This is a genomic window from Streptomyces sp. TLI_185, from assembly GCF_003814765.1.
GTDB lineage: Bacteria > Actinomycetota > Actinomycetes > Streptomycetales > Streptomycetaceae > Streptomyces.
Genome location: NZ_RKRB01000001.1, coordinates 8778276 through 8795893, shown reverse-complemented (window position 1 = coordinate 8795893; position 17618 = coordinate 8778276). Strand labels below are relative to the sequence as shown.

General features: G+C 71.2%; 21 protein-coding genes and 1 tRNA gene. 8 read left to right on the top strand and 14 right to left on the bottom strand.

What is annotated here, in order from left to right; all coding sequences use genetic code 11:
• Positions 1-479: 479 nt before the first annotated feature.
• Positions 480-553: transfer RNA gene (locus EDD92_RS40495), tRNA-Pro, on the bottom strand.
• A 100-nt stretch (positions 554-653) separates the two neighbouring features.
• Here EDD92_RS40495 and EDD92_RS40490 point away from each other — a divergent pair.
• Both EDD92_RS40490 and cobF read left to right on the top strand, forming a co-directional pair.
• Positions 654-1196: a DUF309 domain-containing protein gene (locus EDD92_RS40490; protein ID WP_123968885.1), complete on the top strand. Its 543-nt coding sequence runs from the start codon at positions 654-656 to the stop codon at positions 1194-1196.
• An 82-nt stretch (positions 1197-1278) separates the two neighbouring features.
• The gene (cobF, locus tag EDD92_RS40485; RefSeq protein WP_123968884.1) at positions 1279-2055 is read left to right on the top strand and encodes a precorrin-6A synthase (deacetylating); all 777 of its coding nucleotides are present in this window, start codon (positions 1279-1281) and stop codon (positions 2053-2055) included.
• A gap of 241 nt (positions 2056-2296) precedes the next feature.
• Here the strand turns inward: cobF and EDD92_RS40480 are convergent, their stop codons facing one another.
• The 4 genes from EDD92_RS40480 to rpmG form a co-directional block, all read right to left on the bottom strand.
• Entirely contained in the window at positions 2297-3043 is a 747-nt protein-coding gene (locus EDD92_RS40480) for a cobalt-precorrin-6A reductase (protein ID WP_123968883.1), read from the bottom strand.
• A gap of 95 nt (positions 3044-3138) precedes the next feature.
• A complete protein-coding gene (gene ykgO, locus EDD92_RS40475) occupies positions 3139-3261 on the bottom strand; it encodes a type B 50S ribosomal protein L36 (protein ID WP_030935932.1) in 123 nt (40 codons plus the stop codon).
• Between the two features lie 35 nt (positions 3262-3296).
• The gene (locus EDD92_RS40470; protein ID WP_030935933.1) at positions 3297-3557 is read right to left on the bottom strand and encodes a type B 50S ribosomal protein L31; all 261 of its coding nucleotides are present in this window, start codon (positions 3555-3557) and stop codon (positions 3297-3299) included.
• A gap of 72 nt (positions 3558-3629) precedes the next feature.
• Positions 3630-3794 (bottom strand): 50S ribosomal protein L33, encoded by a 165-nt coding sequence (gene rpmG / locus EDD92_RS40465; RefSeq protein WP_123968882.1) that lies wholly within the window; start codon positions 3792-3794, stop codon positions 3630-3632.
• A 123-nt stretch (positions 3795-3917) separates the two neighbouring features.
• Here rpmG and EDD92_RS40460 point away from each other — a divergent pair, with 123 nt between their 5' ends.
• Entirely contained in the window at positions 3918-4772 is an 855-nt protein-coding gene (locus EDD92_RS40460) for an HAD-IIA family hydrolase (protein ID WP_185124278.1), read from the top strand.
• A gap of 5 nt (positions 4773-4777) precedes the next feature.
• Here the strand turns inward: EDD92_RS40460 and EDD92_RS40455 are convergent, their stop codons facing one another.
• Entirely contained in the window at positions 4778-5551 is a 774-nt protein-coding gene (locus EDD92_RS40455; RefSeq protein WP_123968881.1) for a sulfite exporter TauE/SafE family protein, read from the bottom strand.
• Between the two features lie 306 nt (positions 5552-5857).
• Positions 5858-7045 (bottom strand): thiolase family protein, encoded by a 1188-nt coding sequence (locus tag EDD92_RS40450; protein WP_123968880.1) that lies wholly within the window; start codon positions 7043-7045, stop codon positions 5858-5860.
• Positions 7046-7179: 134 nt separating this feature from the next.
• Between EDD92_RS40450 and EDD92_RS40445 the strand changes: the two genes are divergently transcribed.
• From EDD92_RS40445 to EDD92_RS40425, 5 genes are all read left to right on the top strand, one after another.
• A complete protein-coding gene (locus EDD92_RS40445) occupies positions 7180-7989 on the top strand; it encodes an alpha/beta hydrolase (RefSeq protein WP_123968879.1) in 810 nt (269 codons plus the stop codon).
• A gap of 98 nt (positions 7990-8087) precedes the next feature.
• Positions 8088-8570 carry a Dps family protein gene (locus EDD92_RS40440; RefSeq protein ID WP_123968878.1) on the top strand — a complete coding sequence of 161 codons (483 nt, stop codon included), beginning with the start codon at positions 8088-8090 and terminating at the stop codon, positions 8568-8570.
• Between the two features lie 42 nt (positions 8571-8612).
• The gene (locus EDD92_RS40435) at positions 8613-8945 is read left to right on the top strand and encodes a DUF3140 domain-containing protein (protein WP_123968877.1); all 333 of its coding nucleotides are present in this window, start codon (positions 8613-8615) and stop codon (positions 8943-8945) included.
• Positions 8942-9589 (top strand): endonuclease, encoded by a 648-nt coding sequence (locus EDD92_RS40430; protein WP_123968876.1) that lies wholly within the window; start codon positions 8942-8944, stop codon positions 9587-9589. Before EDD92_RS40435 ends, EDD92_RS40430 begins: the two co-directional genes overlap by 4 nt.
• Before the next feature lie 58 nt (positions 9590-9647).
• Positions 9648-10460 carry an SAM-dependent methyltransferase gene (locus EDD92_RS40425; RefSeq protein ID WP_123968875.1) on the top strand — a complete coding sequence of 271 codons (813 nt, stop codon included), beginning with the start codon at positions 9648-9650 and terminating at the stop codon, positions 10458-10460.
• A gap of 1 nt (position 10461) precedes the next feature.
• Here EDD92_RS40425 and EDD92_RS40420 read toward each other — a convergent pair whose 3' ends face one another.
• From EDD92_RS40420 to EDD92_RS40390, 7 genes are read right to left on the bottom strand one after another with little or no spacing between them, the layout of a single operon-like run.
• Complete coding sequence (locus EDD92_RS40420; RefSeq protein WP_260327110.1) at positions 10462-11358, bottom strand: NAD(P)-dependent oxidoreductase; 897 nt, start codon at positions 11356-11358, stop codon at positions 10462-10464.
• Positions 11355-12044: an SDR family NAD(P)-dependent oxidoreductase gene (locus tag EDD92_RS40415; RefSeq protein WP_123968874.1), complete on the bottom strand. Its 690-nt coding sequence runs from the start codon at positions 12042-12044 to the stop codon at positions 11355-11357. The genes EDD92_RS40420 and EDD92_RS40415 overlap by 4 nt, the downstream gene beginning before the upstream one ends.
• The gene (locus EDD92_RS40410) at positions 12041-12916 is read right to left on the bottom strand and encodes a cupin domain-containing protein (RefSeq protein WP_123968873.1); all 876 of its coding nucleotides are present in this window, start codon (positions 12914-12916) and stop codon (positions 12041-12043) included. The genes EDD92_RS40415 and EDD92_RS40410 overlap by 4 nt, the downstream gene beginning before the upstream one ends.
• Entirely contained in the window at positions 12913-14265 is a 1353-nt protein-coding gene (locus EDD92_RS40405; protein WP_123968872.1) for an amidohydrolase family protein, read from the bottom strand. Before EDD92_RS40405 ends, EDD92_RS40410 begins: the two co-directional genes overlap by 4 nt.
• A gap of 22 nt (positions 14266-14287) precedes the next feature.
• On the bottom strand, positions 14288-15286 hold the full coding sequence (locus tag EDD92_RS40400) for an alpha-ketoacid dehydrogenase subunit beta (protein ID WP_123968871.1): 999 nt from the start codon (positions 15284-15286) through the stop codon (positions 14288-14290).
• Entirely contained in the window at positions 15274-16254 is a 981-nt protein-coding gene (locus EDD92_RS40395; RefSeq protein ID WP_123968870.1) for a thiamine pyrophosphate-dependent dehydrogenase E1 component subunit alpha, read from the bottom strand. Before EDD92_RS40395 ends, EDD92_RS40400 begins: the two co-directional genes overlap by 13 nt.
• Positions 16254-17588 (bottom strand): Xaa-Pro peptidase family protein, encoded by a 1335-nt coding sequence (locus EDD92_RS40390; protein ID WP_123970764.1) that lies wholly within the window; start codon positions 17586-17588, stop codon positions 16254-16256. The genes EDD92_RS40395 and EDD92_RS40390 overlap by 1 nt, the downstream gene beginning before the upstream one ends.
• Positions 17589-17618: the final 30 nt, after the last annotated feature.

Below are 17618 nucleotides of genomic sequence, written 5' to 3'. Positions count from 1 at the left end.
CCACAGTGCGCGACAGGGGGCATGCCCCCCGGGCGAAGGGAAACGCCGCCCACTCGGCTGCCTCGGCCCCACTTCCGGGCGGTGCACCCGCGGATGCCGACGGTCCGCCGGCCGGCGCACGTTCGCCGTCAGGGCCTGATCCGGCCCCCTCGGGTGAAGGTCAGCCCGCCGTCCGGGAGCCCGCAGCGGACACCGCGTCCTCTGGCCGATCCACTTCCAGGCACACATCCATGGCCGGGGCCATACCGGCGGTGCGATGCAGGAAGAGACAGCGGCGTCGGATGGACGCGGCCGCACGGGCATCGGCCCGCAGAGGGCGGAAAGTGCGCTCGCCAACGGACCGCATGGCGCACCTTGACCCGGCCAATGTGCGCTTCACCTCCGGTCAGGTGCGCTGATCCCCAACTGGTCCCCAAAAATGATCAAGGGGCCGTTTCAGATTTCCTCTGAAACGGCCCCTGACCTGCGACTTCGCAAAGTCGGGACGACAGGATTTGAACCTGCGACCCCTTGACCCCCAGTCAAGTGCGCTACCAAGCTGCGCCACGTCCCGGTGCGCTTCCCGCGGTGAACCGCGTGATCGCGCGGACAGCACTTTACCCCACGTGCGGGGTGGTGCCGAAGCCGGTCGGTGGCGCGGGACAATCGGGCGTATGGGCAGTACGGGACGCAGGGGCAGCGCGTCGTCGGGCCGGGTGGCCGGGGCGCGGGACCGGGACGGCGAGGGGCGGGCGCGCAGTGCACGGCCGCGGGACGGGCTCGGGCGGCCGCTGCCGTACGGCGCGGACGGGGTGGCCCGGCAGCCCGAGGGCGTCGTACGCGCCCCGGAGCAGAGCGTCGCCGAGGCGCAGGAGCTGTTGGACGCCGGTAAGCCCTTCCACGCGCATGAAGTGTTCGAGGATGCGTGGAAGTCGGGGCCGGAGGAGGAGCGGGAGCTGTGGCGGGGGCTGGCGCAGGTTGCCGTGGGGCTCACGCATGCGGCCCGTGGGAATGTCACCGGCGGTGCCCGGCTGCTGCGCCGGGGTGCCGGGGCCGTCGAGCAGTGGGCGGCGGAGTCGGGGCGGCAGCGGCCGTACGGGATGGATCTGGTGGGGTTGGTCAGCTGGGGGCGTGGGCTGGCGGACGAGGTGGAGCGTGGTGGCGGGGCCGTCGATGCCGGGGCGCGGGCGCCGCGGTTGCGCGGGCGGACCTCGTAGGACCGGCAGGGCCTGCGGCGTCCGTCCCGCTCGGTAGGGATGCGGTGTACGGACTGTCAGTGGTGTGGGGCAGACTCGGGGTGTGCGAAAGATTCATGTCATCGGTATCGGCGCGGGCGACCCCGACCAGCTCACCCTGCAGGCGGTCAGGGCGCTGCGGAGCACGGACGTGTTCTTCATTCTCGAGAAGGGTGAGGTGAAGGACGACCTCACCCGCCTCCGCCGGGACATGCTCGACGCACACATACCGGACGGGACGTCGTACCGGGTGGTCGAGGCGCGGGATCCGGAGCGGGACCGGAAGGCGGGCGGTGCGGCCTACTCCCCCGCCGTCGGGGACTGGCGCAGTGCGCGCGCCGACATCTACGAGCGGCTGATCGCCGAGGAGCTGGGCGAGGACGAGAGCGGCGCGTTCCTGGTGTGGGGGGATCCGGCGCTGTACGACAGCACGATCGGGATTCTGGAGGAGGTGCGGGAGCGGGGTGCCGTCGAGTTCGAGTACGAGGTCGTGCCCGGCATCAGCAGTGTCTCCGCGCTCGTCGCCCGGCATCGCACCGGGCTGAACCGAGTGGCCCGGCCCGTTCAGATCACCACCGGGCGGCGGCTCGCCGAGGGCTTCCCTGAGGGCGTGGACGACGTGGTCGTGATGCTGGACGCCCACCAGACCTTCCGGCAGTACGCCGACGAGGACATGGACATCTACTGGGGCGCGTACATCGGCACTCCGGACGAGATCCTGGCCTCCGGGCCGATCGGTGAGGCCGCGCCGCGGATCGAGCGGCTGCGGGCCGAGGCCCGGGAGCGCAAGGGGTGGATCATGGACACGTATCTGCTGCGCAGGCATCCCGGGGAGCGGTAGGCATGCGCCACCCGAGTGGGTCGCCCCGCATGCATCGGTAGTCCACCGGTGTGATCGTGACCTCGTGACAGTGATCGAGGAGGCCGCTCCGCCTGCCGCCGCACCGCAGCCGCCCGTGCTGGACCCGCGTCGCCGCAACGTCGTCCGAAGATGACGCTGGTCGCGAGGCTGCCCGCCTGGATCAAGAGTGCCAAGAACCGCGGTGAGGTGTTGCGCGCGATCGATCGGCTGCGGGCGTCGGTCACGTCGGGCTGAGGCCCAGCCGGGCGAGGGCTTGCTGCACGTCGGGGACGGCGGTCACGCCCTCCGGCAAGGGCGGCCTGCGTACGACCACGACCGGCAGCCCAAGTCCGCGGGCGGCCGTGAGCTTGGCGGCCGTCGCCGCTCCCCCGCTGTCCTTCGTCACCAGGACGTCGACCAGGTACTCGCGCAGCAGCGCCGTCTCGTCGTCCACCGTGAACGGACCGCGGGCCAGCAGCACTTCCGTGTGCGGCGGCATCGGCGGCTCGGGGGGCTCCACGGACCGTACGACGAAGTGACGGCCCGTCAGGTGGGCGAAGGCGGACAGGCCCATGCGTCCCGTCGTCAGGAAGACGCGGGGGCCGAAGCGCGGCAGGAGGTCCGCCGCCGCGGCGAGTGACGAGACCAGGTGCCAGCGGTCCTCGGGGCCGGGCTGCCAGCCCGGCCGGCGCAGGACGACCGCCGGGACGCCGGCCGCCGACGCGGCCTGAGCCGCGTTCGCCGTGATCGACTCGGCGAAGGGGTGCGTGGCGTCCACGAGGGCGTCCACGTGCTGCTCGCGCAGCCAGTCGGCCAGCCCCTCCGCCCCGCCGAAGCCTCCGACGCGCACCTCCCCCGCCAGCGCGCCCGGCCGGGTCACCCGCCCTGCGAGTGAGGTCGTGACGCGGACGCCGGGGTGTGCCGTAAGCGCGGCGGCCAGTTCGCGGGCCTCGGTGGTGCCGCCGAGGATCAGGACGTGGGGGGACATGGGTGCGAGCGTACGAGGTCGGCGGCGGGCGCGGTTGCGGGGGATGCGGGACGGCCGCCCGGTGGGTGCACCGGGCGGCCGTCCCATCTATGCGCTCAGCCCTGGCGGGCCTTGAAGCGGGGGTCCTTCTTGTTGATCACGTAGACCACGCCCCGTCGGCGGACCACCTGGGCGCCGGGCTTGGACTTCAGTGAGCGCAGGGACTTGCGGACCTTCATGGTTCTGCTCTCCTCGGGTAGGGCGCGGGGCCGCGTCAGTGACGGGTCGCCGGGGAGCGGCCGTAGCGGCGCTCGAAGCGCTCCACCCGGCCGGCCGTGTCCAGGACCCGCGACCTGCCCGTGTAGAAGGGGTGGGATGCCGAGGAGATCTCGACATCGATCACGGGGTAGGTGTTGCCGTCCTCCCACTCGATCGTCTTCGACGAGTCGGCGGTGGATCGGGTCAGGAAGGTGACGTCCGCGGTGCGGTCGCGGAAGACCACGTAGCGGGAGTCGGGATGGATGCGGGGCTTCATGGGGTTCTCCTTTCCGGAGCCGCGGCCGCAGAGTGGTTCCTCAAGGCCGCGGTCTGGTCGTCGCGTGCTGCTTCAGCGCTCCTCGCGGAACTCGACGTGCGCGCCGGCCACCTGGTCGTACTTGCGCAGGACGAGTCGGTCGGGGTCGTTGAGGCGGTTCTTGCGGGTCACGTAGGTGACGCCGGTTCCGGCCGTCGGCTTCAGCTTGACGACGGGGCGCGCGGTGCTGCGTGCCATGAGGTTCTCCCTTCGCCCACGCCACGGATCTTTGATCCGAGCATGCCAATCACAGCCGGTCCAACAACGCCTTCGGCCGTCGCATTCCCGGGCTGGCGGGCGGTGCGCGGTTATCGTCCAGGCATGGAGTCAGTACGTGAGTCCGTGCGTGGGTCTGTGCGTGCCGTCCTCATCGACATCGACGGGGTGCTCACCGTCTCGTGGGAGCCGTTGCCCGGGGCGGTGGAGGCGTTGCGGGAGATCCGGGAGGCCGGGTTCGGGGTCGCGCTGGTGACGAATACGACCTCGCGGACGCGGGCCTCGATCGCCGGGACCTTGCGGGAGGCCGGGTTCGCGGTCGACGCGGAGGACATCCTGACCGCGCCCGTGGCCACCGCCGCCTATCTCGCCGAGCACTGTCCGGGGGCGCGGTGTGTGCTGCTGAACAGCGGGGACATCCGGGAGGATCTCGACGGGGTCGCGCTGCTCGACCCTGTGGATGTAGACCCGGAGGCTGTCGACCCCGAGGATGCGGAGAGCGTGCCGGACGTCGTGATCGTCGGGGGCGCCGGGCCGGAGTTCGACTACGACGCGCTCAACCGGGCCTTCGGGTATCTGCAGCGCGGGGCCCGGCTGGTCGCCGTACACCGCAATCTGTACTGGCGTACCGATGCCGGGCTGCAACTCGACTCCGGGGCGTTTCTCGTCGGGCTGGAGCAGGCGGCCCGGACCGAGGCCGAGGTGACCGGGAAGCCGTCGGCGGCGTTCTTCGAGGCGGGGCTGGCTCGGCTCGGGGTGGAGGCCGGTGACGCGCTGATGGTCGGGGACGACATCGAGTCCGATGTGCTGGCGGCGCAGCGTGCGGGGATCACCGGGGTGCTGGTGAAGACCGGGAAGTATCTGCCCGAGACGCATCGGGATGCGAGCGGTACGCCGGATCACGTCATCGAGTCGTTCGCGGATCTGCCGCGGCTGTTGCGGGGTTCGGCGGAGGAGTAGCTCGCTCAGCGCAACAGCAGCTGCAGGCCGCCCACCACCGTCGCAGCGATCACGAGTTGTTCGAAGAGGCGCTGGTTGATTCGGTTCACAGCCCATCTGCCGAACAACGCACCGGGCACGACGAACACGGCGAGTGCGGCGTCAAGGAACAGCGAGCGGCCGTCGATCAGGCCGAGGCCGACACTGAAGGGCACCTTCGACACGTTCACGATCAGGAAGAAGAACGCCGAGGTGCCCAGGAATCCGAGTTTCCGGAAGCCCGCCGAGAGCAGGTACATCGACATCACCGGGCCGCCCGCGTTGGCGACCATCGTGGTGAAGCCACCGAGGACGCCGTACGAGCGGGCCTTGACCCGGCCGGACCTCGTGGCCACCGAGTCCGGCTCCTCGTCGGCCTCCGCCGTGCGCCGCCGCCACACCGTCACGCCCGCCATCAGCAGCAGGATCGCGCCGATCGACGTTCGTACCATCCCGTCATTGGCCCACATCAGGAACACCGTGCCCACGACCACGCCCGCCGCGACCGCCGGGAACAGCCGCCACAGTGTGGGCCAGTGGGCGTGCCTGCGGTAGGTGAGGACGGCGAGGACGTCGCCGACGATCAGGATGGGCAGCAGGACGCCGGTGGAGGCGCGCGCGGGCAGGACCGCCGCGAAGATGGCGAGGCTCACCGTGTTGGCTCCGCTCACGGCGGTCTTGGAGAAGCCGACGAGGAGGGCGGCGAAGGCGAGGGCGGCGAACTCCCAGCCGGTTATGTGCCAGAGCGTCATCGTGTTCATGCGGGGACCGATGCTATGTGCAGCCAACGGGGCGTGTAAGTACCGTCTCGCTGGTTGGCGCCCGGCGGTGGTGTGGGCGTCGCTGGGGGCTGCCATCTTTGGGACGGGTGCTTTCGGCCTGAACGGCCTCGTCCTCAAACGCCGGACGGGCTGAAAGATCACACCCCGGCGGTCAGAAGTGCCGCCGCCGGCACCCCCAAAGGGGCGCGGGGCCGTATCGATATGCGGCTCCGCCGCGTGGGCGCGACCAGCCACGACGATGCCGCAGACGACGGACCGCCCATCGCCGCACAACCCGCGGAGCGCTCAGTGCCGCTCCACCAGCACCGCGCTCCCCTGCCCCACCCCCACACACATCGTCGCCAGCCCCCGCTCCGCCCCCGTCCGCCGCATGCGGTGCAGCAGCGTCGTGAGGATGCGCGCCCCGGAGCAGCCCAGCGGATGACCCAGGGCGATGGCGCCGCCGCTCGGGTTCACCAGCTCCTCGTCGATGCCCAACTGATCCACGCAGGCCAGCGCCTGGGCCGCGAACGCCTCGTTGAACTCGGCCTCCTGGATGTCGGCGATCGTCCAGTCGGCGCGGGCAAGGGCCTTGCGGGTGGCGGGGACCGGGCCGATGCCCATCACGTCGGGGTGGACCCCGGCCGAGGCGCCGGCGACGTAGCGGCCGAGGGACTCCAGGCCCAGGTCGTTGAGGGCTTCCTCGCTGACCAGGAGGAGGCCGGCGGCGCCGTCGTTCATCGGGGACGCGTTGCCCGCCGTGACCGTGCCTCCGGTGCGGAAGACCGGCTTCAGGCGCGCGAGCTTCTCGTACGACGTGTCCTCGCGGATGCATTCGTCGGCGTCGACGAGCACGCCGTCGGGGCGTTCCACCGGCAGCAGTTCGTCGTCGAAGTGGCCGTTCTTGCGGGCGTCCGCGGCGCGTTGGTGGCTGCGCAGGGCGAACTCGTCCTGGCGTTCACGGGTGATGTCATAGCGGCCGGCGACCTCCTCCGCTGTCTCGCCCATGGGCAGCAGGCCGTGGAGGTCCCTCATCGCCGGGTTGACCAGGCGCCAGCCGAGGCGGGTGTCGACGGTCTCGATGCGGTGCGGGAGGGCCTCGTCGGGGCGGGGCAGGACGAAGGGGGCACGGCTCATCGACTCGGAGCCGCCCGCGAGCACGATGTCGGCCTCTCCGGCGGCGATGGTGCGGGCGGCCGTCGTCACCGCCTCCAGGCCCGAGGCGCACAGTCGGTTGACCGTGGCGCCGGGGACGGATTCGGGGAGGCCCGCGAGCAGGGCGGCCATGCGGGCGACGTTGCGGTTGTCCTCGCCGGCCTGATTGGCGGCGCCCCAGTAGACGTCGTCGATGCGAGCCGGGTCGAGAGCGGGGACGTCGGCGACGAGGGACCGGATCACGTGCGCCGCGAGGTCGTCGGGGCGCACGGAGGACAGGGCTCCGCGCAGCTTTCCGATGGGGGTGCGGCGGGCGGCCGCGAAGTGGACGGGGCGCACGACAGAACTCCTGACCTACGGCACACGAAATCAGCCCTTAATTAGCGCTGCTAGTTTTGGAGTGTAGACCGCTGCCGCGCCCGCTGGGAAGATCCTCCGGGAGCAGGACCTTCACCGACGCAGCTGGAGGAGACATGGCCGACGGCCGCGAGCACGTCCTCACGGGGAGCCACGGTTCGATCGCCGTACGCGAGTGGCCTCGGGAGCGGCCCCGGTATCTGGCGCTGGTCGTGCACGGGTACGGGGAGCACGCCGGCCGGTACGAGGAGTTGGCGGGCGCTCTGGCCGGACACGGGGCCGCGGTCTTCGCGCCCGATCATGTGGGGCACGGCAGGTCGGCGGGCGAGCGGGTGCTGGTCGAGGACTTCGAGGACGTGGTCGGTGACGTCCACCTCGTGGCGGAGCTGGCACGGTCCGCGTACCCGGGGGTGCCGGTCGTGCTGATCGGGCATTCCATGGGCGGGCTGATCTCGGCCCGTTACGCCCAGCGCTACGGCGACGAGCTCGCGGCGCTCGTGCTGTCCGGGCCGGTGATCGGTGCATGGGAACTGCCGGGGCAGCTGCTCGCGCTCGACGAGATCCCCGACACGCCCATCAGTCCGGCCTCGCTCTCCCGCGACACGGCGGTCGGGGCGGCGTACGTGGCCGACCCGCTGGTCTGGCACGGTCCGATGAAGCGGCCGACCGTGGAGGCGTTCGCCCGGACGCTGGAGACCGTCGCCAAGAGCGGTGATGTCGGCCGGCTGCCGCTGCTGTGGCTGCACGGCGACGACGACCGGCTGGTTCCGCCGGCCGGAAGCCGCGTCGGCGTCGAGCAGCTCAGCGGCGGCAACCTCACCGAGCGGATCTATCCCGGCGCCCGGCACGAGGTGTTCAACGAGACCAACAAGGCCGAGGTCTTCGCGGATCTGTCCCGTTTCCTGGACGGCGTGCTCACGCACTGAGACGGCACCAGGCAGCCCCGCGTCTTGTTTGCACCACTTCGCCATGGGCACCCGAGCCCGCGTGGAGTGACCGCAACGGCTGGAAGGAGAAGCGCCCTATGACTGCGGTGAAGAGCACACTTCCGGAACCGGCCCGCAAGATCGCCGGTGACGCACTGCAGAGCACTCTCGTGGATCTTCTCGGGCTCTCACTGATCGCAAAGCAGGTGCACTGGAACATCGTCGGCCCGCGGTTCCGCTCGATCCACCTCCAGCTCGACGAGGTGGTGGCCACGGCCCGCTCGTACGCCGACACGGTCGCGGAGCGCTCCTCGGCGCTCGGCCTGCCGCCCGACGGACGACCCGAGACGATCGCGGCGGCCTACACGCTGCCGGGTCCCAAGGACGGCTGGGTGCGCGACACGGACGTCGTCCAGCTGATCGCGGACGCGCTGGAGGCGGCGATCGGACGGCTGCGCGAGCGCATCGCCGCGACCGCCGAGCCGGATCCCGTCACCCAGGACCTGCTGATCTCCCTCACCGCGGAGCTCGAGAAGCAGCGGTGGATGTTCGACGCGGAGAACTGGCCTCGCGAGGACTGACCCGCCGACGGCCGGACCATGCACGTACGGAAGGGGCACTCGATGACCGACGCCCTCGAACTCGACGCGCTGTGGGACGACTTCCACCGCGCGGTGAACATGACCTCCCAGGAGCTCGCCGCCTGGCTGCGGGTGAGTGACTCCGACGAGAACACGGAGCCCCTGCCCGACCAGGCGGGCTCGCCCACCGGACAGCACGTCCTGGCGATCCTGCAGAAGCGGCGCACGGACCTCACCGACGACGACATCCGCGTGATGTACGAGGTCGTCGACACGGTCACGGAGCAGTCGGACCTGGAGAACGAGCCGGAGGCCGAGGACACCGACCGCCGGCACCGGCTGATGACCATCGGCCACGACCCGCTGAAGCCATGAACGGTCAGAAGGACGTCGTACGCGAACTGGTGCGGGCGCATGGGCAGACGTTCGCCGAGGAGGCGGGCATCACGCTCAAGGACACCCCGCAGCCGCTGTACCGGTTGCTGGTCCTTGCGCTCCTGCTCAGCGCCCGCATCCGCGGGTCCATCGCCGTCGACACCGCCCGCGAGCTGTACCGGGCGGGGCTGCGCGACCCGCGCCGGATGGCCGAGGCCGACTGGCAGCAGCGGGTGGACGCGCTGGGCCGCGGCGGCTACCGCCGCTACGACGAGCGCACCGCCACTCAACTCGGCGACGGCGCCGAGCTGTTGACCGAACGGTGGGGCGGAGATCTGCGCCGGATGCGCAAGGAGGCGGACGGCGATGTCGGCGAACTGCGCCGTCTGCTCCAGGAGGTCCCTGGCCTGGGCCCGGCCGGCGCCGACATCTTCCTGCGCGAGGCGCAACGGGTGTGGCCGGAAGCCGCACCGTACCTGGACCGCAAGGCGCTCGACGGAGCGGAACGGCTGGGCCTGCCGAAGGACCCGGACCGGCTGGTGAAGCTCGCCGGGAACACCCAACCGGCCGTGCTCGCCGCCGCGTTGGTACGGGCGGCGCTCGACAAGGAGGTGGCCGAAGACAGTCTCCGCCGCGCAGCATGATCGTGTAACACTGCTCGCACGCACGCCTTTTGGGGCCTGTCGAGCAGAGGAGCGTCACGTGACGGGGACCGAGCCGGCCGCACAGCGGATCGACACGACCAGGCCGCACCCGGCCCGCGTCTACGACTGGTTTCTCGGCGGCAAGGACAACTACCCCGTCGACGAGCAGCTGGGCCGGCAGATCGCGTCGATGCAGGGAGACGCGCCGCGGGCCGCGCGCGCCAACCGCCGGTTCATGCAGCGCGCCACGCGCAGGCTCGTCGAGGAATCGGGAATCCGCCAGTTCCTCGACATCGGCACGGGCATCCCCACCGAGCCCAACCTCCACCAGATCGCCCAGCGCGTCGCACCGGACGCGCGCGTCGTCTACGTCGACAACGACCCGATCGTCCTCGCCCACGCGGGCGCCCTGCTGCGCGGCACCCCGGAAGGCGTCACCGAGTACCTGCAGGCCGACGCCCGCGACCCCGCCGCGATCCTCGAACAGGCGGGCCGCATCCTCGACTTCGACCGCCCGATCGCCCTGTCCCTGATCGCCCTGCTGCACTTCATCGCCGACGAGGACGGCGCGTACGACCTGGTGAGCACCCTCGTCGAAGCCCTCGCACCGGGCAGCTGCCTGGTCCTGTCCGCGATGACGGCCGACTTCGAGCCGGAGAACGTACGGCGGGGCATCGAGGCCTACGCGGCGGGGGGAGTGACCCTGGTGGCCCGCACGCACACCGAAATGGGCGGCTTCTTCAAGGGACTTGATCTGATCGAGCCGGGGATCGTGTCGGTGGTGGACTGGCATCCCGAGCTCGGCGTGGACGAGACACCGGACAGTGAGGGGCCCGTGTCGCTGTACGGGGGCGTTGGCGTCAAGGGCTGACTCAGGGCCGTCGATCACCGCGGAGGAAGTCGGCCAGTGCACTCAAGTCCCGCTGGCCCAGGCCCTGTTCCACCGCTTGACCCACCAGCCGTCTGTTGGCGACTGCCTGGTGCATGGGCGCACCCACGCGCTCGGCGAGCGCAAGGGCCAGGTCGAGGTCCTTGGCGACGAGTTCGAGGGTGAAGGCGACCGTGGCCCTCTCCGGGTGCAGATATGCGTCCTTCTTGTACTGCACGAACGGCGCCCCTGCGGCGCCGGCCGCGAACACCTCGTACGCCGACTCCCGGGACACTCCGGACCGTTCGGCGAGGACGAGTGCCTCGGACAGGGCCTGGTTGAGGCCGAGAAGCAGGGAGTTGACGGCCAGCTTCATCGCCGCGCCGGTGCCGGCGGGGCCGACATGGACGACGTGGGCGGCCAGCACGTCCAGCACCGGGCGGGCCTGTTCCAGGGCCGGGACGTCCCCGCCCGCCATGACGGTGAGCCTGCCCTGTTCGACGAAGACGACGCTGCCGGAGACCGGGGCGTCCAGCAGGGCCGCGCCCGCCTTCTCGACCAGGGGTGACAGGGCGGCAACGGTCTCGGGGGCGACGGTGCTGGTCTCCACGACCACCGTGCCGGCACGCAGCCCGGCGGCGATGCCGTCCTCCCCGCCGTACGCCTGCCGTACGGCCGTGTCGTCGGCGAGGGAGACGAGGACGACCTCTGCCACGGCGGCGGCCTGGCGGGGCGTGTCGGCAACCGCGGCCCCGGTCGCCTCGGCCTTGGCCCGCGTGCGGTTGTACGCCGTCACTGCGAAGCCGGCCTCGCGCAGCCGTACCGCCATGGCCGCGCCCATCCGGCCGGTGCCGATCACCGCGAGGTGCGGTCGCGCAGCGCTCGTCCCGGTGTCGCTCACCCCAGCAGCCACCCCCCGTCCACGCTCAACTCCACGGCGTTGACCGACCTGTTGCGCAGCAGGAAGTCCACCGAGTCCACCACGTCCGTCATGGTGGCGAGCCGTCCGGTCGGGGTCCTGGCGCGCAGGGCGGCCAGCACCTCCTCCGGCTTGGACTGCCAGTAGGGGCTGTCGCCCACGACTCCGGGGTGGACGGCGTTGACGCGGACGGGCGCGAGTTCGACCGCGAGGGTGTTCACCAGGCCGCGTACGCCGGCATTGACCGTGGCCACCGTGGTCGCGCCGGGGTAGGGGCGTTCCTTGGCCTGGCCGCCGAAGATGACGATCGCGCTGTCGTCGGTCATGCGCGGCCACAGCACGTGCACGACCTCGGTGTAGCCGACGAGCTTGAGCGTGACGAGGCGCAGAGCTGCGGTGATGTCGTAGTCGGTTGCCCGGTTCTCGTCGCGGGAGACGCCCGCGAGGACAAGATGGTCGACCCGTTCGACGTCCGCCAGCGCCGCTGCGATCTCGCGCGGCCGGGACAGGTCCAGGGCGAGGCCTCGCGCGCCGATCTCCTTGGCGGCGGCGTCGGCCCGGTCGGGGTCGCGGCCGGTGAGGACCACCTCGTCGCCCCGCTCGGCCCGGACCCGGGCGAACTCGCGGCCGATGCCCGATGTCCCACCGACGACCAGGACGCTGCTCATGACTCCAGGGCCTCCCTCAGGTACTCCCAGTCCCGCGTGAACCGGTACGAGTGGCGCGGCGGTGGCTGCGGCGCCTGGGTCTCCAGCCAACGCAGCGGCCCCGTACCGGCGTTGGCGAAGCCGTGCACGCAGCCGGCGCCCGCCCAGGCGCAGTCGCCGGGGCCGAGCCGGTGGCGTTCGCCGTCGAACACGGCGTCCGCCTCGCCTTCGAGGAAGTAGTAGGTCTCCTCGAAGGGGTGGTCGTGGGTGCCGGCGACGCCGTCGGGCGCGTACTGGACCATGAACATCGTCGAGGCGACCGCGCCGAGGTCGCTGTCGACCATCATCTTGACGGTGATGCCGCTGTAGACGAGCAGCGCGGTGCGCATGCTCGCGGAGACGGCGAGGAGGTCCTGGGACTGCTTGCCCGGGTCCATCTGTGCGGGTTCGAAGTGGCCGAAGGAGCGGGTGCGCGGGTCGCGGACGTCGATGCGGGCGGGGTTCGCCGCCGGCAGGTCGCGTACGGCCTGTGTGTCGTACCCGTAGCGTGCCCGCGGGACCGGCGCAAGCATGTCCGCCCAGCGTGCGGGCGTGTCCCCGGTGCCGCGCCAGGCGTGCGGGACGCCGGTCGGCAGGATGCCGTAGTCGCCCTCCTCCAGGAGGTACGAACCGTCGGGCACGTCGAGGATCGCGGTTCCGTCGAGGATGTGGAAGCTCTCCTCGTAGGAGTGCACATGCGCCGACACCGCGCCGTCCGGCCGCAGTTCACACAGGCCGAAGCCGGTGTGCACGCTGCCGTCGTCCTCGCCGACCAGGGTGCGGCGCCGGTAGCCGTGTGCGTCGTACGGCGGCTCGGCCGCGTCGGCGGCCCGCCGCACCAGATGCCGGGTCATGCGCTCGGCTTCGCCTCCTTCGCCGCGAGGAGCCGGTCGCGGGAGGCCTCGACGAGTTGCCGGGCCCGGGCGACGTCGGCCGTCAGCCTGCCCTCGCGCTTGCGGATCACGCCGTCGACGATGACCGTCTCGACGTTGGAGACGTCCGCGCACAGCGTGACTGCGGACGCCGCGTCGTGCACCGGAGCGATGTTCAGCGCGGTCGCGTCGAGGGCGACGACGTCGGCGCGCTTGCCGGGGGTCAGTGAACCGGTGCGGTGCTCCAGTCCCGCGACGTGCGCGCCGTTGCTCGTCGCTATCTCCAGCATCTGACGTGCCGTCAACATGGTGTCCGGCACGGGCATGTTGGCCTGCCAGCAGTCCGCGTTGAGCCGACCGCGCTCGGCGCCGAAAGCCGCGCGGATCTGGGTGAACATGTCGCCGGGCACGGTGGTGACGACGTCGATGCTCAGGGACGGCCTGAGTCCGTGCTCGATCGCCGCCATCACGGGCGGCCAGCCGTGCCCCATCTGGGTCTCCACCTGCGGCGCGACCGAGACCGTACCGCCGCTGTCGGCGACCATCTGCCACTCGTCCTCGTGGAGGTAGCAGCAGTGGATGTAGGTGGTGTCCGGGCCGAGGAGGCCGAGGTCGTTGAGCTGTTTGACCATGCCGAAGCGGCCGGCGAGGCGGCCCATCGCCACATGCACGGTGATGGGGATGTCCAGTTCGCGGGCGAGGGCCCATTCGGAGGTGACGACGTCGTTGACGCAGAAGCCGGGGCCGCGGGTGGCCAGCGCCATGGTCAGCAGGCCGTCGTCGGAGGAGAAGTACTTGGCGCGGATACGGCGGACGTCGTCGCCAGGGATCGCGATCTTGCTCTCGAACCAGTAGTCCGCGAGGGAGGTGTTGGCGCTGCCGTAGGCGTACTGGGCGCGGATGCCGGTCTCCGTGAGCGCCTGGATCGCGGCGTCCGGGTGCTCGGGCGTGTTGTTGATGTGGGACCAGTCGACGAGGGTGGTGATGCCTGCGTTGAGGCACTCCAGGGCGCCGGCGAGGTTGGCCGCGTACACGTCCTCGGGCGTGTACAGCGGGGCGAAGGTGTCCAGGATGTCGACGAAGTAGTCGTCCAGGGTGGCGTCGGGGGCGACGCCACGGATCGAGGCCTCCCAGGTGTGGCGGTGGGTGTCGACGAAGCCGGGGATCACGATGCGGCCGCTCATGTCGAGAACCTCGGCATCGGCGCTGATCTCCGGTTGTACCGCCGCGATCCGGCCGTCCTCGATGAGGACGTCACCCCTCGGCAGATCCCCGACGGAGGGATCCATCGAGAGCACGTGCCCCGCGCGAAGCAGTATCCGATCGGTCATCGCGCTTCCTCCTCAGGGGTGTTCAGTACGTTGCGAGATTCCGCACCGCAGCCACGACCTTGTCCACGGTGGGAATGACTTGCTCCTCCAGCACGTCGGCGAACGGCAGCGGCACGCACTCCCCCGCCACTCGGCGCACCGGCGCGTCCAGCAGCCCGAAGCCCTCGTCGGCGACGACCGAGACGAGGGTGGCGCCCCAGCCGCCCTGGTAGGGGTTCTCCTCCACGGTCACCAGCCGTGAGGTCTTGTCGAGGGAGGCGAGGACGGTGGCGACGTCGAGCGGGACGAGACAGCGCAGGTCGACGACCTCGGCGCCGATGCCCTCTGCGGACAGCTGCGCGGCGGCCTGCAGCGCCACCGGGACCATGGAGGCGAGCGCGACCAGGGTCACGTCGGCGCCCTCGCGTACGACGGCCGCGCGTCCCAGCTCGACCACGTGATCCGGTGGCGCGGGCGCGCCCTTGCTCGCCAGCAGCCCCTTGTGCTCGAAGAAGACCACGGGATCGTCGCTGCGGATGGCCGCCGCCATCATGCCGATGACGTCGGCGGGCGTGGCGGGGGCCGCGATCTTCAGCCCCGGGACGGTCAGTGCCCAGTTCTCGGTGGCCTGCGAGTGCTGGGCGCCGAAGCCGAGACCGCCGCCGTTGGCGGTGCGCACCACGAGCGGCACGGTGACCTGACCGCCCGTCATGTACCGCACCTTCGGTATCTCGTTGGCGAGGTAGTCCCAGCAGCAGGCCAGGAAGTCGGAGAACATGATCTCGGCGACCGGCCGCATCCCGGTCATCGCGGCGCCCATCGCCGCGCCCACGATGGCCTGTTCGGAGATGGGCGTGTCCCACACCCGCTCGGGCCCGAACTCCTTGAGCAGCCCGACGGTCGTCTTGAACACCCCGCCGGCCTCGCCGATGTCCTCGCCGAGACAGACGACGGCCGGGTCGCGGCGCATCTCCCGCGCGATGCCCTCGGCGACCGCCTCGCGGTAGGTGATGACGTCACGGTCCGTGCTCACGTCCGCCATGCCGCACCTCCGTCCGCCCATACGTCGGTCAGCGCCTCGCCCGGATCGGGCGGCGGCGCGTTCTTGGCCGCTTCGACGGCTCTCTCCACGACGTCGCGGGCGCGCTCGTCGGCCGCGGTGACCGTCGCCTCGTCCACCCCCAGCTCGACGAGGCGTCCGCGGGCGAGGTCCAACGGGTCGTGCTTGAGCCAGCGTTCGACCTCCTCGGCCGGGCGGTACGTGGCCGGGTCGGCGCGGCTGTGCCCGAAGTGGCGGTAGGTCTCGGCCTCCAGCAGAGCGGGCCCGTCTCCCGCCCGGGCCCGCTCTGCGAGGCGGGCCACCGCCTCCTGCACGGCGAGGACGTCGTTGCCGTCGACGACCTCGCCGGGGATGCCGTACGCGGGCGCCCGGTCGGCCGCCGGGCGGGCGACGGCCGTGACGTCGGCGATCGGCGTGTACTCCATGTACAGGTTGTTCTCGCAGACGAACAGCACCGGCAGCTTCCATACGGCGGCCAGGTTGAGCGCCTCGTGGAAGGCGCCGATGTTGGTGGCTCCGTCGCCGAAGAAGGCGACCGCGAGCTGCCCGGTACCGCGCAGCCGTGCCGACCAGGCGGCGCCGACCGCCATCGGCAGGTGGGCGCCGACGATGGCGTACGAGCCGAGCATGAACGCGTCCGCCTTGGTGAGGTGCATGGAGCCGCCCTTGGCCCTGCACAATCCCGTAGCCCTTTGCATGAGTTCGGCGAGGCACTCCTCGGGGGTGGCCCCGCGGGCCATCGCGTGGTGGTGGCCGCGGTAGGTGGCGAAGACGTAGTCGTCGGGGCGCAGGGCGGCGCTCGCGCCGACGGCGATCGCCTCGTGCCCGGCGGCGAGGTGGGTGGTGCCCTTGACCAGGCCGGACAGGAACAGGTCGTGGGCGGCCTTCTCCGTACGGCGGATGACGGCCATCTGCTCGTAGAGAGTGAGGAGTTCTGCGCGGTCGGCCATCAAGTACCCCCGCTGGCACGGGTGTTGAGGTGGGACTGTGCCTCACGCCGGGTGTTGAGCTCGCCGCCGACCGTCCAGTACTTGCGGCCCGCGACCAGCAGTTCCTCGGCCGGGAACTTGGTGATGACCTCGCAGCCGTCGGCGGTGACGACCAGCTCCTCCTCGATCCGGGCCGCGGACCAGCCGTCGGCGGCCGGCCAGTAGGTCTCCAGGGCGAACACCATGCCCTCTTCGAGGACTTCGGGGTGGTCCAGGGAGACCAGGCGGCTGAAGATGGGCTTCTCCCAGATCGACAGGCCCACCCCGTGGCCGTACTGCAGGGCGAAGGCGGCGGTCTCGTCGGCGAAGCCGAACTCCTCGGCACGCGGCCACACCTGGACGATGTCGGCGGTGGTGGCGCCGGGCCGGACCAGGGCGATGGCCTCGTCCATGTACTCGCGGCAGCGGACGTAGGCGTCGCGTTGGGCGCGGGAGGCGCTGCCGACGGCGAAGGTGCGGTAGTAGCAGGTGCGGTAGCCGAGGTGGCTGTGCAGGATGTCGAAGAAGGCGGGGTCGCCGGGGCGGATCAGGCGGTCGCTGTAGACGTGCGGGTGGGGTGAACAGCGTTCGCCGGAGATGGCGTTGACGCCTTCGACGTACTCGCTGCCGAGGTCGTAGAGGACCTTGCTGACCAGGCCGACGCACTCGTTCTCGCGCACGCCGGGGCGCAGGTGGCCGTACAGCTCCTCGTAGGCCGCGTCGACCATCGCGCAGGCCTGGGTGAGCAGGGAGATCTCGTCGCGGGTCTTGGTGCGGCGGGCCTCCAGGAAGACCTGCTGGCCGTCGACGACGTCTATGCCCTCGGCGCGCAGGGCGGCGAGGACCGGCATTTCGGCGACGTCGATGCCGAGGGGCTCGTTCGCGAGGCCGTGCTCGCGCAGCTCGGTGGCGATCTTGGCGGCGACGTCCTCGGCGATGCCCGCCTGCGGGTGGAAGGCGCCGCGGAGGGTGGAGATGCCGGCGCGGGCGCCGGTGGGCGGACCCTCCTTGCCGTCGCTGTAGTCCAGCCACGGGTTGTAGAGCTGGTGGTGGCGGGCCGCGGAGCCGAAGTCCCAGACCACCGGTTCGCCGCCGCGCACCAGCAGGGCGAAGCGGATCAGCTTGTCCATCGCCCAGGTGCCGATGTGCGTGGCGGTCATGTAGCGGATGTTCGCGAAGTCGAAGCTGAGCACCGCGCCCAGCGAGGAGCGGTTCAGGGTCTCGTTGAGCCGGGCCAGACGCTGCTTGCGCAGCCGGTCCAGGTCGATGCGCTCTTCCCAGTCGACGGCGTTGGGTCCATATGTGCGGATCGCCATGGCGACCACCCCCACTCCGGAGTGAACGAC